We start from the raw sequence: 14075 nt of genomic DNA, 5'->3' as shown, positions 1-14075 counted from the left end.
GGACGCGGGCGGACATCCGGGTCACGAACGAGCGTGTGCTCCGGTGACCCGCGGTCTCCCCGGAGCGGCACGCGGGTGCCGGGCGGTCCGAACCGGGAGCCGATCGCGGCGTGGGCACCGGGCGGCCGGGCTCAGAGAGGCCGGGGCGCGGGCAGGGTGATCCGGTCGACGGCCTCGCGGCGGCGCCGTTCGGGGCGGCGGTCGTAGCGGGCCGTGGTGGCGGGGGAGGAGTGGCCGACCAGGGCCTGGGCGGTGGCCAGGTCCACCCCGGCGTCGAGCAGCTCGCCGATGAAGGTGCGCCGGAAGTCGTGCGGGGTGCGCGGCATGGCCCCCGCCTCGGCCAGCCGCCTGGCCAGGATGTCGGCGACCGCCTGGCCCGTCATCGGCGCGGGCCCGCCGTTCCTGACCCGCAGCCGCCCGAACCTGCTGATGGGGCAGAACAGCGCCCCGGCGGGCCGGCCCCGCACGGCCAGCCAGCGTTCCATCCTGCCGACGGCCTCGGTGGTCAGGTAGACCAGCCGCTCCTTGTCGCGCTTGCCCCGCACCCGCAGCGAGCGCGAACCGGGGTCGTAGTCGGCGAGGGTCAGCGCGGCGATCTCGGCGCGGCGGCAGCCGGTGGAGTAGAGCGTCGCCAGCAGGGCGGCGTCGCGCGCCCCCGCGGGGGAGTCGTCGTGGTCGCACGCGGCCAGCGCCGCCCCCACGACCTCGGCCGGGACGTGCTGGCCCGCGGGCAGGCGGGTGTGCTCGATCGTCGGCAGGTCGGCGGCGCGCTGGTACTCCTCGGCGGTCATCTGCCCGAGCCGCCAGGCCTCGCGCAGCACCCGGCGCAGCGCGACCAGGTGCTTGTTGATGTGGGAGGGCGACCAGCCGCGCTCGGTCATCAGGGCGCGGATGCGCACGGTGTGCTCGTACCGGAGCAGGTGCCAGGGCTGGCCTGCGCCGGAGGACGCCTCGTCCCCGGAGATCAGGGCCGCCAGCCGGTCGAGGCAGCCCTGCATGGTGCGGCGGGATTCCGCGCTGGTCAGCGAGTCGAGGTACACCCGGTAGGGATCGCGCGCGGGCTCGACGGCGGGGCCGGGCGCGGGGGATACGGCTGGCACGCTCACCGTGCCGACCTTACCGGTCCGCCGGTAATCTACATAGTAAAGGCGCCGTGTCGGTGTGATCCGTCGCCCGAGCCCCGGACCCCGCGCCGGGGACCGGGAGGACCCGCCTCGTGACGGACGGGCCGGCGACGCCGGCCGCGGTACCACCCGCGCCTCCGGGGGTGACGTGCCCCGGGAGTGACGGCGACGCCGGCCGCGGGGTCAGACCGTCTTGAGCATCCCGCCGTCGACGAAGTAGGTGGAGCCCACGGAGTAGCCGGCCCGGTCGGAGCACAGGAAGACGAAGAGGTCCGCGACCTCCTCCGGTGTGGCGAAGCGTTCGATGGGCGCGTGCTCCCGGGCGACGCCGTCGAGGTACCCCTGCCAGTCTCCGCCGCTGTCCGCGGTGAGCTCCTTCGCGGTCCTCACCCAGTCGGGGGTGAGGACCAGGCCGGGATTGACGCAGTTGACGCGGATGTTGTGGCCGACGACCTCGGCGGACAGCGTCTTGGAGAACATCATGAGCGCGGCCTTGGTCACGTTGTAGATCGGCTCGTACCACAGCGGCTGCACGGCGCAGATCGACGCGTTGTGGAGGATGACTCCGCCGCCGCGCCGCCGCATGCCGGGGACGAGGCCGCGGGCCAGCCGCACGGCCGCCATGACGTGCAGGTCCCAGTAGGCCTGCCATCTCTCGTCGGGCGCGTCGAGGATGGTCTCGTTCGACCCGGCGCCGGCGTTGTTGACGAGGATGTCCGTGCCGGCGAAGGCCTCCTCGGCCGCCGAGGTCAGCCTCGCCGTGCCCTCCGCCGTCGACACGTCGCACGCGACGGGGAGGACCCGCACGCCGTAGGTCTCCCTGATGCCGCGGGACTCCTGCTCGAGGCGGTCGGCGGCGCGTGCCGCGAGGACGAGGTGCACGCCCTCGGCGGCCAGGCCCCGCGCCACGGCGAGGCCGATGCCCGCGCTGCCGCCGGTGATGACGGCGACCTTGTCTCTCAGCCCGAGTTCCATGATGCCTCCCAGGGCGTGGTCCCTCCGTGGTGCCGTGCGGGCGGGGGGACAGCACCAATTATGAGACAGGCCCCGGGCGTCCGGCTCGGGCACCTGCATGGCACCGGCCGGTCGCCTGCCGTCCCCGCGACCGGCCGTCACCCGGTGGCACCCGCCGGTTCGGACGCGTCGGCGCCGCCCCGCCCCGGGTCTCCGGCAGAGGGCCGGGCGTGGGGGTTCCGCGGGGTTGCCGGGATTGTCGGAGGATTATCTATCTGTTAGAAATATCTAACAGATATGGAGGTCGCTGATGGCGCGGCAAGGTCAGACGGAAATGGCGGTCCTCGGGGCCCTGAGCATGCAGCCGATGACGGCGTACGCGCTGCGGGAGGCGATCCGGGACGTGCTCGGGCACTTCTGGAGCGAGAGCTTCGGCCAGATCTACCCGACGCTCGGCACCCTCGAACAGCGGGGGCACGTGCGACGCCGTGAAGGATCACGGCCGGGCTCGTCGATCTTCGTGATCACCGACTCCGGTGCCGCGCGCCTCCGCGAGCTGCTGAGTGAACCGATCAAAGCCGTGCCGCCGCGCAACGGGCTTCTGCTCCGCCTGTTCTTCGGCCGCAACCTGGGGGCGGAGAAGTGCCGGGAGCTGATCCGGGAGGCGAAGGCGGACGCCGAGCGGCGCCTCGCCGAGTACGACACGCTGGCCCGCGCGGTCGCCGTCCAGGACCGGGGCTCGCCGGATCTGCCCTACACCATGATGACCGTCTCCGCAGGCAGGCACGGCGCCGAAGCCGTCATCGCCTGGGCCGCCGAGGCGCTCGCCCTGCTCGACGGCGCCCCCGAGGAACCCGGCGCCCCCGAGGAACCCGGCGACACTCTCACGAACGGAGAGCCGCAATGACCCTGACGACGCCGGTGCCGCCCGCCGGGGAGCGCCGGTCGCCCTCCCGCCTCCGCGCCCGCATCAACTTCGCCGTCTTCGCCGTCGTCACCGTCGGCGGCGGCTGGCTCTTCGTCGCCCTGGACCGGGCCACCGGGCAGATCACCGGTGCCGGGAGCGTGGTCTCCACGAGCGGCAGCACACCCGGCCAGGGGTTGTGGATCCTCGTCCCCGCGCTGACCGCGCTCGCTCTCCACTTCCTCAGCCGGGACGGCGCGGGGCCCCTGGGGCTGACGTTACGGTTCCCGCACCGCGCCCGCTGGTTCACGTTCGCGGTGGTGCTCTTCCCCGCCGCGGCCGCCCTCTGCGTCGCGGCGGCGGTGGCCGGGGGCGCCGCGACGTTCTCCACGACCCCGCCGGCCGGCAGACCGGCCCTCCCCGCGGCCTTCACCGCCGCCCTCGGGTTCCTGGTGGTCAAGAACCTGCTGGAGGAGTTCGTCTTCCGCGGGTACGGCACGCGTACCGCCATGGCGCTCGGCCTGCCGGGCATCGCACCGCACGTGCTCGTCGGCGTGGTCTGGGGGTTGTGGCACATCCCGCTGTACACGGTCTGGATGTCCCCGGCCGACTTCCGCAGCATGACGGCGCTGCCCTGGCTGTGGTTCCTCCCGGTCTTCCTGGCCGGCACCGTGGCGCTGGCCGTCCTCTACGGCGAGATGCGCGTGCTGACCGGCTCGATCTGGCCGGGCGTGGTGCTTCACACGGTCAGCGGCGCGCTGGCGACCCCGCTCCTGGTCAACGGGCACGTGCGCTTCGAGGGACACGCCGACGCGCTGTTCGGCGTCACTCCGGGCTCGGTCGCCTCGATGCTCCTCTTCGGCGGGGTGGGGCTGTACCTCTTCCGCCGCCGGACCCGGAGCTGACCGCCGCGTCCGCAGCCTGCCGCCCGGCGCGGGAACCAGGCCGATTCCAAGTGATACACAAGTGGCCGCGTGCACAGTACGGGTCATGCATACCAAGACGATCACACGGTCGGCGGTGGGGCTCGCCCTGGCGGCGGCCCTGGCCGTCGGGGCCGTCCAGACGCAGGCCGGTTTCGACGCCGTCGGCCGAGGCACCCTGGCCGCGGCCGACACCGATGGAGACGGTCGCGTCGATTACGCCCTGGCCGGCACCGGTTACGACCGCGACGGCGACGGCGACGCCGATTCCGCTTTCGCCCCGGCCGACGCCGACGAGGACGGCTACGCCGATCGCGCCCTGGCCCGCGCCGGTTACGACCACGACGGCGACGGCGACGTCGATCTCGCCCTGGCCCGCGCCGGTTACGACCACGACGGCGACGGCGACGCCGATTCCGCTTTCGCCCCGGCCGACGCCGACGAGGACGGCTACGCCGATCGCGCCCTGGCCGCGGGCAGGGAGTACGACCTCAAGGATGTGCCTCATGTGTGGGCGGGACAGGTGGTGAGCTGACCCCTGACGTGGTTCGGCGCTCCCGGAAACCCTCTGGGGTTCCGGGAGCGCCGGCCGGAGCCGCGGACGGGGGTCCGCCCCGGGCCGGCGGCCGGTCGGCGGTCGTGCCAGGACGGCGACCGGGCCGCGGGCGGTGCCGGCGACCCGAAGCCCGCCGGCCTGGTGCCGGGCACGCAGACTATCGGAATAAATCATTCCGTTCTGGTAGCCTGCCGGAGTCCGGACCCGGCCTCAGGAGAGGACACGCATGCCCGAGGTGCTCAGCCGGCGCGCGCTTAACCGCGCCACCCTGGACCGGCAACTCCTGCTGTCCCGGACGGAGCTGCCCGCGCTGGAGGCCGTCCGGCGCCTGTACGGCATGCAGGCCCAGGCGCCCAACCCGCCCTACGTCGGGCTCTGGACCCGCCTGGCCGGTTTCACCCATGACGAGCTCACCCGGCTGCTCACCGAGCGCAGCGTCGTCCGCCTGGCGCTCATGCGCTCCACGATCCACCTGGTCACCGCCGAGGACGCCCTGGCCGTGCGCCCGTTGCTGGGGCCCGTGCTGGTCCGGCTCCTGCGGAGCTCGCGCGGGAAGGGGCTGGCCGGGGTGGACCTCGGCGAGCTCGCCGAGGCCGGGCGCGCGCTGGTGGAGGAACGCCCGCTGACCTTCCGCGAGCTCGGCGGACTGCTGCGGGAGCGGTGGCCGGAGCACGACGCGGCGGATCTGGTCGCCGGCGTGCGCAACACGCTGGCGCTGGTACAGGTTCCGCCCAGGGGCGTCTGGGGGGTGGGCGGGCAGCCCGCCCACACCACCGCCGAGGCGTGGCTGGGCCGTCCGCAGGACGAGCGCTCCCGCGCGGAGGACATGATCCGCCGCTACCTGGCCGCGTACGGTCCGGCGACCGTGATGGATGTCCAGCAGTGGTCGGGCCTGACCCGGCTGGGAGAGGTCGTGCGGGGGATGGACCTGCGGGCTTTCGCCACCGAGGACGGCGCCGAGCTGTTCGACCTGCCCGAGGCCTCCCGGCCCGACCCCGCCACCCCCGCCCCGGCGCGCTATCTGTCGGAGTACGACAACATGTTGCTGTCGTTCGCCGAGCGGACCAGGACCCGCGTCATGGCGGACGAACACCGGTCCCGCGTCTTCACGGTCAACGGCATCATCAGGGCGACGGTGCTGGTGGACGGCTTCGTGCGCGGCGTGTGGAAGGTGACGCGGAAGCGCGGCGAGGCGGTCCTGGACGTCGAGCTGTTCGCGCCGGTGAGCGCGGGGGAGCGGGCGGAGCTGGAGCGCGAGGGGGAGCGCACACTCGACTTCGTCGTCCCACGGGCCGTGGACCGCGACATCCGCTTCCACGAGGCCTGACCCGCCGCCCGCGTCCCCCTCACCCGCCCGCACGGGCCGTCTCGGCCCCGCCGCCGCGCGTCGCCCGCACGGGCCGGAGTGGCCGTCACCCGAGCCGCCCCGGCCGGCCCACACTCGCCCGGGGTCCTCGGGTGGCTCGGGCGGGAACCCGGCGGGCGGCCGGGTACGGTGCCGCGCGGCCGCTGAAAGGTCATCGAGGTGCGGGCCGGTCTGCGGGAGCCGGGCGATCTCCGTGCCGGGTTCGCCGGTGACCGGAGTGTGGCACGGGGAGTCCGGTGTGTTCCGGGCCAATTCTTGAAATTGGCCATTTCTCCGGCCGGGGGAGGGGGCGATGATGGGCCCATGGTCTCTGCCAGCGCCCTCGTGGGCATCGCCGCGGTCGCCCTGGGGATGGTCCTCAGCCCCGGCCCCAACATGATCTATCTGGTGTCGCGGTCGGTGACGCAGGGGCGCCGGGCCGGCCTGATCTCGCTGGCGGGCGTCGCCGCGGGTTTCCTGGTCTACCTGCTGGCGGCGGTCGCCGGGATCGCCGCGGTCTTCTCGGTGGTGCCCGCGGCCTACACCGCGCTCAAGCTCGCGGGCGCCGCGTACCTGCTCTGGCTGGCCTACCGGATGTTGCGGTCCGGCGGTGAGCCGGTCTTCGCCCCCGGGGCGCTTCCCGTGGACCCGCCGCGCCGGCTGTTCGCCATGGGTCTGGTCACCAACCTGCTCAACCCCAAGATCGCAATCCTGTACGTGTCGCTGCTGCCCCAGTTCGTCGATCCGGCGCGCGGTGACGTCGGTACCCAGAGTCTCCTGCTGGGAGTCACCCAGATCGTCATCGCCCTGTCGGTCAACGGCCTCATCGTGCTCACCGCCGGCTCGGTCGCGGCGTTCCTCGGCCGGCGGCCCGCCTGGACGCGGGTGCAGCGCTACCTGATGGGCACCGTCCTCGCCGGGCTCGCGCTGGGTCTCGCGACCGACCGCTCCCGCGCCGTGGCCGCGGCCTAGCGATCCGGTGACGTTCCGCGATCGTGCCGGAACCCGGCCGGTGGCGGCGTCGCCCGGTCCGGGGGCGACGGCGGCGTCACCGTTTCAGGCCGGCCGCGGCCTGCGGGTGTTCCGGGGCCGCCGGGGTACGGCGCGGTGAGGTCGGCGCCGCGCGGTGCGAGGTAGGGGCCACCGGCGCGCAGGTCGACGGTCCGGAGCGTCCGGCTGATGTCGCCGGGGGTGAGCAGCCCGATCAGGTGCCCGCCGGGACCGAGCACCGCGACCCGCCCGTCGGCGCAGCCGCCCATCCGCAGCAACACCTCGGTGAGGGCTTCCTCGGGCCGCGCCGTCGGCACGTCCTCCGCGGGGCAGGCGATGTCTCGCAGCCGGGTCGTCGCGCGCTCGCCGGGAGCCACCTCGCGGAGGTGGTTGAGCGTCACCAGGCCCAGGAAACCGCCGCGCTCGTCCACCAGCGGGTAGGTCGACAGCCGGTGCCGCATCACGATCCGGTCGACGAGGCCGGTCACCGTCTCGTCGGGGTGGGCGACGATGAGCGGGGCCGACATCACGTCCGCCACCCGGATGCCGTGCAGGGCGGCACCGACCTGCGCCTGCTGCTCCTCCGCGCCGGCGGCGTTGACGAGGAACACGCCGATCATGGCCAGCCAGAGCCCCTGGAAGCCGAGGCCGGCGACGACCTGGAGGAAACCCAGCGCGATGAGCGTGTAGCCGAAGGTGCGGCCGGCCCGGGCGGCGGTGACGGCGGCCCCGACCCGGTCGCCCCGCCGCGCCCACAGTACGGCGCGCAGCACCCGCCCCCCGTCCAGGGGCGCCGCCGGAACCAGGTTGAAGACGGCCAGGAGCACGTTGACCCCCGCCAGGTAGGCGAACATCCCGGCGAGGAGCGGGGCGCCCCCGATGCCGGAGACCAGCCACGCCGCGAGCCCGAACACCACCCCGGCGGCGAGGCTCGTCGCCGGGCCCACGGCGGCGATCTTCAGGTCGGCTCCCGGCGAACGCGGCTCGCCGCGCAGTTCCGCCACCCCACCGAGCAGCCAGAGCGTGATCCCCGACACCTCGATGCCGTGACGCCTGGCCACCACCGCGTGCGCGAGTTCGTGAGCGAGCAACGAGGCCAGGAAGAGCACGGCCGAGACCAGGCCGGCCAGCAGGTAGACCGGGAGTGACAGGCCGGGGAAGGCGACGGGGAAGCGCCCGAAGGCCAGCCCGAACACCAGGATCACGACGATGAACAGCACACTGACGTTGAGCCCGACCGGGATTCCGTCGATGCGGCCGAGACGGAGCGACGAGCGCATCTTGCCCCCCTGAATCCGATGTACCAGTCCGTCTACCCGCCCATCGGCGCTGGTCACATGGGGTTCGCCCGGTCCGGTGCGGCACCCGCTGCCCGGACGTCCCCGGCCCCGGAGACCGGACGTCCCCGGCCCCGCTGCCCGGACGTCCCCGGCCCCGGAGACCGGACGTCCCCGGCCCCGGAGACCGGACGGCCCGCGCACCACGGCCTCCACCGGGCCCTGTCCCCCTGGTCCGGTGCCCCGTCGTAGCCCGCCGGCCTTCCGCTCTATCCTCTCCTGCCATGACCTTCACCGGGACCCCCAGGCCGCCCCTGCGCTGGCACCACGCGGAGACGGAGTTGGACGACTTCGCGATCGTCAGTTACCGGGTGCCCACCGAGGCCGTCGCCCGGCTCCTGCCCGAGGGGTTCGCCCCGCTTGAGATCACCTACGCCGACGGTGTCTCCGCGGCGCTCGTCTCCGCGGTCGCCTTCCGTGACCGGGACTTCCACTTCCGCTTCTTCCCGCCGGCGGCGATGAACTGCGGCCAGATCAACTACCGGGCGTACGTCACGGCGGACGGACGCCCGGGGGTCTGGTTCTTCGGCACCGGCCTCGACCACCCGCTCGTCGCGGTGCCCAAGTGGCTGTGGGGCATGCCCTGGGACCGCGCGCACATCGACGTCGCCGCCGACTGGGACGCCGCCCCCGTGCGCTGGCGCCTCACCGCGGACAACGCCCACTGTGAGGCCGTCGGGCTCGACGCGCCGCCCGCCCGGCTCGACGGTTTCGACGGCGAGCACGAGTGGATGCCCCTGCTCACCCATCCCACCCTCGGCTGGTACCGCCGCCGCGACGGGCACGTGGGCACCTACAGCATCTGGCACCCGCCGATGCGGCCCCGCCATCTGGCCGCCGTGTCGGCGCGGTTCCGGGTCTTCGAGCAGCTCGGCCTGACCACGCCGGAGTCGGTGCCGCACTCGATCCTGGCGCAGCGGCGGCTGCACTTCGACATCCACACCCCGCCGCTGCGCCTCGTACGCCGCCGCTGAGGCCCCGGAAGCGTCCGCCGCCCGCCCGTCTCACACCTGGCCCCGCCTCGCCGCGCAAATACATGCGTTTGCAATTAACAGGCGTCTGCAATTATTGTCGACGCCTGTACTTGTCGCATGTCACTGGAGGGTTCATGCCTCTCGCCCTGCTCGCGCTGGCCATCGGCGCGTTCGGCATCGGCACCACGGAGTTCGTGATCGCGGGCCTGCTGCCCGAGGTTGCCCGCGACTTCGGCGTGTCCATCCCCGCCGCCGGCTACCTCATCTCCGGGTACGCGCTCGGTGTCACGGCGGGCGCGGCCCCGATGACCATCCTCGGCACGCGCATGCGGCGCAAGCACCTGCTCCTCCTGCTCATGGTGATCTTCATCCTGGGCAACGTGCTGTCCGCGCTGGCGCCCACCTACGGGTTGATGATGACCGGCCGCATCGTGACCTCCTTCACCCACGGAGCGTTCTTCGGCGTCGGCTCGGTCCTGGCCGGCGACCTGGTCGCCCCCGACCGGCGGGCCGGCGCCATCGCGCTGATGTTCACCGGCCTCACCCTCGCCAACGTGCTCGGCGTGCCGATGGGCACCTTCATCGGCCAGGCCCTCGGCTGGCGCGCCACCTTCTGGGTCGTGGCGGGCCTCGGCGTGGCCGGCCTCGTCGGCATCGCCGCGCTCGTCCCCCTCCAGCCCCGTCCCGCGGGCACCGACGTCGGAGCGGAACTGGCCGTGTTCCGCAACCCGCAGGTGTGGCTCGCCATCGCGATGACCGTGCTCGGCTTCGGCGGTGTCTTCGCCTCGTTCACCTACATCGCCCCGATGATGACCCAGGTCGCGGGATTCTCCGAAGGGGCGGTCAGCTGGCTTCTGGTGCTCTTCGGCGTCGGGCTCGTGATCGGCAACCTGCTCGGCGGGCGCTTCGCCGACCGCGCCCTGATGCCCAGTCTCTACGCCCTCCTGGCCGGTCTCGCGCTCGTGCTCGCCGTCTTCACCCTCACCTCCCGCGCCCAGATCCCCGCGGCGGTCACGGTGTTCCTGCTCGGCGCGTTCGGCTTCGCGACCGTCCCGCCCCTGCAGAAGCGGGTCCTCGACAACGCGGCGGCGGCTCCGACGCTGGCCTCCGCCGTCAACATCGGGGCGTTCAACCTCGGCAACGCCCTGGCCGCCTGGCTCGGCGGCCTGGTCATCACCGCCGGTCTCGGCTACACCGCGCCCAACTGGGTGGGCGCGCTGCTCGCCGCCGCGGCCCTCGCCCTGGCGGTCCTGTCCGGGCTGCTCGACCGCCGTACGGTGACGGCCACCGCCGACCGGCCCGAGATGCAGCCGGTCTGACCGCTCCGTGAGGCGGGGACCGGGCTGAAGCCGATCCGCCGGGCGTCGGGACGGGCGACCGGGGCTGTGCCGTCCGGCTTCTCTCGCCGACCGCCAGGGAGAGCCGGCGGGGGCACTCCTCCGGAAAGGCGGACGGGGGCCGGGATCGTGCGCCGGGCATGAAACGCGACGGGGGACGGGTGACCTTCCGTTCTCCGGAAATACCAGGCGGCCGACACGCCCGGCCGTGCTCCCGTCCGGCCCGGCGGGGAATCACCCGCCGAATGGGAAAACCGATTAGACGGCACCACCGTTGACAGCTCCGGAAAAGCGGATCTTTCCCTCCGGGGAGATGCGAATAATCCGGTGGTTATCCATCGCCTCCCCGGTCACCTGGCGCGGCGGAACGCGGAAGGGGCGATGACGAGCGCGTTCCCGTGCCCTTCCCGCTGCCCGCGGCACGCCGGATTCGCTGGTATCAGTTCGCGCGTGAAGAATTCTCATGCGCGCGGTCACGCGCCCGGCGTGCTCGGGCGCACGCTGGTCGGCGTCGCCGCACTCGCCCTCTCCACCGCGCCGGTCGTGATCGCCCAGGGCGGCACCGCCTCGGCGGAGACCACCTCGCCGGGGACGCCGCGGGCTCCCCGGGTCGTCTTCGCCGAGGACTTCGAGAACGGCCAGGGCGCCACGCCCGTCCTCGTCACCGGCTACACCGGGGCGGCGCCCGTCCGCCAGACCTACACCGCCGACCCGGCGTGGCTGGCCGACTGCAACGGCTGGATCGTCTCGCAGCAGGCCCCGGCGGCCGTGCCGCCGGCCACCGGCTGCGGCGGGTGGTGGCCCACGGTCAAGCAGCTGGCCGGCTCGCTGGGGAAGTGGGCGGGCGGGGACCCGGCGACCAACCACGCCGTCACCGCGTTCAGCCACGCCGACCCCGGCCCGGGCAGGACCCAGCTGGAGACCGTCACACCCGTCGGCGTCGGCGCCGCCAAGAGGTTCCTCACCTTCTCGGTCGACGCCGCCGAGGTCAACTGCTATGCCAACCACGCCAGGTTCGGCTTCCACCTGCTCGACGGGACGAGGGCGGTGCCCGCCTTCAGCACCCCGATCGAGCCGTGCGCCGACTCCGGCACGGTCGTGAACGGGATCTCGGTGGGCACCTACACCAGCGACAGCCCGGTGCTGTTCGACGGCTCCACGGTCGGGCTCCGGCTGGTCAACCTCCAGGGCAGCGGGTACGGCAACGACGCCGCGTTCGACAACGTGCGGATCCTGGACGTCACACCCCGGCTCGACGTCGGGTTCGACCCCGCGTCGGCCGAGGTCGGCCGGGACTCCACACTGACCTTCACCGTCACCAACACCGATGAGCTGGCGGCGAAGAACGGGTGGACGTTCACCGAGAACCTGCCCGCCGGCCTCACCGTCACGGGCGCCGCCCCGGTGACCGACTGCGCGGACGCGACGGTGACGGCGCCCCCGGACGGCGGGCGCGTCACCGTGACCGGGTCGCTTCCCAAGGGCAAGGCGTCCTGCGCCGCCACGGTGAAGGTGACGGCGGCGAAGGCCGGCACCTACACCGTCTGCGCCGACGACCTTGGCGGCGTCGCCGGGATCGACCCGCCGGAGTGCGCCGGCGTGACGTTCGTCCCACCCGTCCTGGCCTTCGACGCCCACGCCCACGGCGGCCGCCTCACCACTCCGCTGCTCACCGTCTCACCGCTCGCGCCGTCCGACGTCACCTGCACCGTGGGTCCCGCCGGCGACGACGCCACGCTCGCCGCCGCCACGCTGCCGGCCCTGGGATCGCTGGGGGTCGTCACCACCGGGGCCTCGGGGACCGTCGACGCGAACGGCCTCCGCGCCGCCACGGCCACGGCCCGGACGGCCCGCGTCAGCCTGCTCGGCGGCCTGGTGACCGCGGACGAGATCGTCACCACGGCGAAGGCCGAGGACGACGCCTCCGGAAACGTGACCACCGCCGGAGCGGTGAGGCTGACGGACCTCAGGGTCAACGGCCGCCCGATCGCCGACCCCGAGATCGGCCTCAAGATAGACATCCCGCTGGTGGCCACGGTCGTGATCAATGAGCGGATCCCGACCGCCGGCGGCGCCGGCATCGCGGTCAACGCGGTCCACATCCGCACGCTGGCCGGTGCCGACGTCGTCATCGGCCACGCGAGGGCCTCGCTGACCGTGCCCGGCTGGCCCTGCCCCGCCGTCTGACGTCCCGCGTTCTCCCGCGGCGTCCGCGACGGGTTCGTGACGGCGGGAGCCGGAGCGGGCCACCCGCGACCGCGGTGCGGCGATCGGCCCGTATACCTTCTACCTTCGAGGCCGACGCGGACGCCACCCGGCGGCTGCGCGACACCGGATCGCCCGCATGAGCGGCCCGGTGACGGAATCACGAGACTGCGGGCCCCTGGGGCGCCGCACGGAAGGGACAGCAGACGATGACCACGGCACCCGCCGGAAGCCTGACCGTTGTCAACGCCGCCGTGTTCGACGGCGTCTCGGCGGAACCCGTCGAAGGCCCGGTCCACATCGAGGCGGGCACCGTCGTCCAGGTCGGCGGCACCCCACCTCCGGCGGAGCGGGTGATCGACGCCCGGGGCGGCACGGTCGTCCCCGGGCTCATCGACGCCCACTTCCACGCGTACGGCACCAGCCTGGACATGCTCGAACTGGAGGCGAGCCCGCTCAGCTACGTCGCGCTGGCCGCGGGGCGCCGGCTCGCCGCCGCCCTGAGCCGCGGGTTCACCACGGTGCGGGACGTGGCGGGGGGAGATCCCGGCCTGGCCAAGGCCATCGCGGAGGGCCTGACACCCGCCCCGCGGTACCTGTACACCGGGCCGGCGCTGAGCCAGACCGGCGGGCACGGCGACGCCCGCCCGGGAGATCTGGATCTGTGCGCGTGCGGCGGCCACATCGGGGAGGTCGTCGACGGAGTGGACGACCTCCGCCGGGCCGTGCGCGACCGCTTCCGGCGGGGCGCCCACGCCATCAAGATCATGACTTCCGGCGGGGTCGTCTCGCCCACCGACCCGATCCGTGTCCCGCAGTACTCGCCGGAGGAGGTCCGCGCGGTCACGGACGAGGCGGTGCGTCGCGGCAGCTACGTGGCCGCCCACGCCTACTCGCCGGAGGCGATCGTCCACTCGGTGGAGAACGGCGTCCGCTCGATCGAGCACGGCAACCTGCTGGACGCGCCGACCGCCCGGCTCATGGCCGAGCGCGGCGCGTTCCTCGTGCCCACCCTCGCCACGTACGACGCCATGGAGCGGCGGGGCGCCGAGTTCGGGCTCGCCCCGGTCTCCCGGGCGAAGAACCGCGAGGTGCTGAAGGCCGGCCGCGAAGCGGTCGAGATCGCCCGGGTGGCCGGCGTCCGCATCGGGTTCGGCACCGACCTCATGGGCGTGCTGGAGGACGAGCAGCTCAACGGGCTCCGGCTCCAGGTCGAGGTCGCGGGCGTCCTGGAGACCCTGCGTTCCGCGACCTCCGTCAACGCCGACCTCATCGGCCGCCCCGACCTGGGCCGGATCCGGCCCGGCGCCGTCGCCGACCTGGTGATCCTGGACGGCGACCCGTTCGGCGACCCCTCCGTCCTGTGGGCGGGCCCGGAGCGTCGCACGGTCGTCCAGGCCGGGAGGCCCGTCTAGCCGCCCGCCAC

Annotated in this window: 12 protein-coding genes; 9 read left to right on the top strand and 3 right to left on the bottom strand. The window is 73.7% G+C overall.

Annotated features, from left to right (window positions below; all coding sequences use genetic code 11):
- Positions 1–131: 131 nt before the first annotated feature.
- Complete coding sequence (locus tag ABD841_RS23095; protein ID WP_344975465.1) at positions 132–1106, bottom strand: tyrosine-type recombinase/integrase; 975 nt, start codon at positions 1104–1106, stop codon at positions 132–134.
- A 201-nt stretch (positions 1107–1307) separates the two neighbouring features.
- Positions 1308–2099, bottom strand: a complete 792-nt coding sequence (locus tag ABD841_RS23090) for an SDR family NAD(P)-dependent oxidoreductase (RefSeq protein ID WP_344975462.1) — start codon at positions 2097–2099, stop codon at positions 1308–1310.
- Between the two features lie 313 nt (positions 2100–2412).
- On the opposite strand from ABD841_RS23090, the gene ABD841_RS23085 reads away from it, so the two are divergent.
- The 5 genes from ABD841_RS23085 to ABD841_RS23065 all read left to right on the top strand — a co-directional run bounded on the left by ABD841_RS23085 (position 2413) and on the right by ABD841_RS23065 (position 6778).
- Positions 2413–2985, top strand: a complete 573-nt coding sequence (locus ABD841_RS23085) for a PadR family transcriptional regulator (protein WP_344975459.1) — start codon at positions 2413–2415, stop codon at positions 2983–2985.
- Positions 2982–3887: a CPBP family glutamic-type intramembrane protease gene (locus ABD841_RS23080; protein WP_344975456.1), complete on the top strand. Its 906-nt coding sequence runs from the start codon at positions 2982–2984 to the stop codon at positions 3885–3887. Before ABD841_RS23085 ends, ABD841_RS23080 begins: the two co-directional genes overlap by 4 nt.
- A gap of 85 nt (positions 3888–3972) precedes the next feature.
- A complete protein-coding gene (locus tag ABD841_RS23075; RefSeq protein WP_344975453.1) occupies positions 3973–4440 on the top strand; it encodes an EF-hand domain-containing protein in 468 nt (155 codons plus the stop codon).
- Between the two features lie 247 nt (positions 4441–4687).
- Positions 4688–5788: a winged helix DNA-binding domain-containing protein gene (locus ABD841_RS23070; RefSeq protein WP_344975450.1), complete on the top strand. Its 1101-nt coding sequence runs from the start codon at positions 4688–4690 to the stop codon at positions 5786–5788.
- 342 nt (positions 5789–6130) lie between these two features.
- Complete coding sequence (locus tag ABD841_RS23065; protein ID WP_344975448.1) at positions 6131–6778, top strand: LysE family translocator; 648 nt, start codon at positions 6131–6133, stop codon at positions 6776–6778.
- On the opposite strand, the gene ABD841_RS23060 is transcribed toward ABD841_RS23065, so the two are convergent.
- Positions 6775–8076 carry a site-2 protease family protein gene (locus ABD841_RS23060; RefSeq protein ID WP_344975445.1) on the bottom strand — a complete coding sequence of 434 codons (1302 nt, stop codon included), beginning with the start codon at positions 8074–8076 and terminating at the stop codon, positions 6775–6777. The two genes, ABD841_RS23065 and ABD841_RS23060, sit on opposite strands and share 4 nt — an antisense overlap.
- Positions 8077–8357: 281 nt before the next feature.
- On the opposite strand from ABD841_RS23060, the gene ABD841_RS23055 reads away from it, so the two are divergent.
- The 4 genes from ABD841_RS23055 (at position 8358) to ABD841_RS23040 (ending at position 14064) form a co-directional block, all read left to right on the top strand.
- On the top strand, positions 8358–9107 hold the full coding sequence (locus tag ABD841_RS23055; protein ID WP_344975442.1) for a DUF2071 domain-containing protein: 750 nt from the start codon (positions 8358–8360) through the stop codon (positions 9105–9107).
- A gap of 134 nt (positions 9108–9241) precedes the next feature.
- Entirely contained in the window at positions 9242–10426 is a 1185-nt protein-coding gene (locus ABD841_RS23050; protein WP_344975439.1) for an MFS transporter, read from the top strand.
- Between the two features lie 468 nt (positions 10427–10894).
- Entirely contained in the window at positions 10895–12631 is a 1737-nt protein-coding gene (locus ABD841_RS23045; protein WP_344975436.1) for a choice-of-anchor P family protein, read from the top strand.
- 227 nt (positions 12632–12858) lie between these two features.
- On the top strand, positions 12859–14064 hold the full coding sequence (locus ABD841_RS23040) for a metal-dependent hydrolase family protein (RefSeq protein ID WP_344975433.1): 1206 nt from the start codon (positions 12859–12861) through the stop codon (positions 14062–14064).
- Positions 14065–14075 lie beyond the last annotated feature (11 nt).

This window comes from Streptosporangium fragile, assembly GCF_039534445.1.
Taxonomy (GTDB): Bacteria; Actinomycetota; Actinomycetes; order Streptosporangiales; family Streptosporangiaceae; genus Streptosporangium; species Streptosporangium fragile.
Note: the sequence above shows the minus strand (reverse complement) of the source record. Positions and strands in the feature narration are given on the sequence as shown.

Coding starts and splice junctions, on each gene's coding strand:
- ABD841_RS23090 (WP_344975462.1), bottom strand. CDS start 2,099: ATGGAACTCGGGCTGAGAGACAAGGTCGCCGTCATCACCGGCGGCAGC.
- ABD841_RS23085 (WP_344975459.1), top strand. CDS start 2,413: ATGGCGGTCCTCGGGGCCCTGAGCATGCAGCCGATGACGGCGTACGCG.
- ABD841_RS23080 (WP_344975456.1), top strand. CDS start 2,982: ATGACCCTGACGACGCCGGTGCCGCCCGCCGGGGAGCGCCGGTCGCCC.
- ABD841_RS23075 (WP_344975453.1), top strand. CDS start 3,973: ATGCATACCAAGACGATCACACGGTCGGCGGTGGGGCTCGCCCTGGCG.
- ABD841_RS23070 (WP_344975450.1), top strand. CDS start 4,688: ATGCCCGAGGTGCTCAGCCGGCGCGCGCTTAACCGCGCCACCCTGGAC.
- ABD841_RS23065 (WP_344975448.1), top strand. CDS start 6,131: ATGGTCTCTGCCAGCGCCCTCGTGGGCATCGCCGCGGTCGCCCTGGGG.
- ABD841_RS23060 (WP_344975445.1), bottom strand. CDS start 8,076: ATGCGCTCGTCGCTCCGTCTCGGCCGCATCGACGGAATCCCGGTCGGG.
- ABD841_RS23055 (WP_344975442.1), top strand. CDS start 8,358: ATGACCTTCACCGGGACCCCCAGGCCGCCCCTGCGCTGGCACCACGCG.
- ABD841_RS23050 (WP_344975439.1), top strand. CDS start 9,242: ATGCCTCTCGCCCTGCTCGCGCTGGCCATCGGCGCGTTCGGCATCGGC.
- ABD841_RS23040 (WP_344975433.1), top strand. CDS start 12,859: ATGACCACGGCACCCGCCGGAAGCCTGACCGTTGTCAACGCCGCCGTG.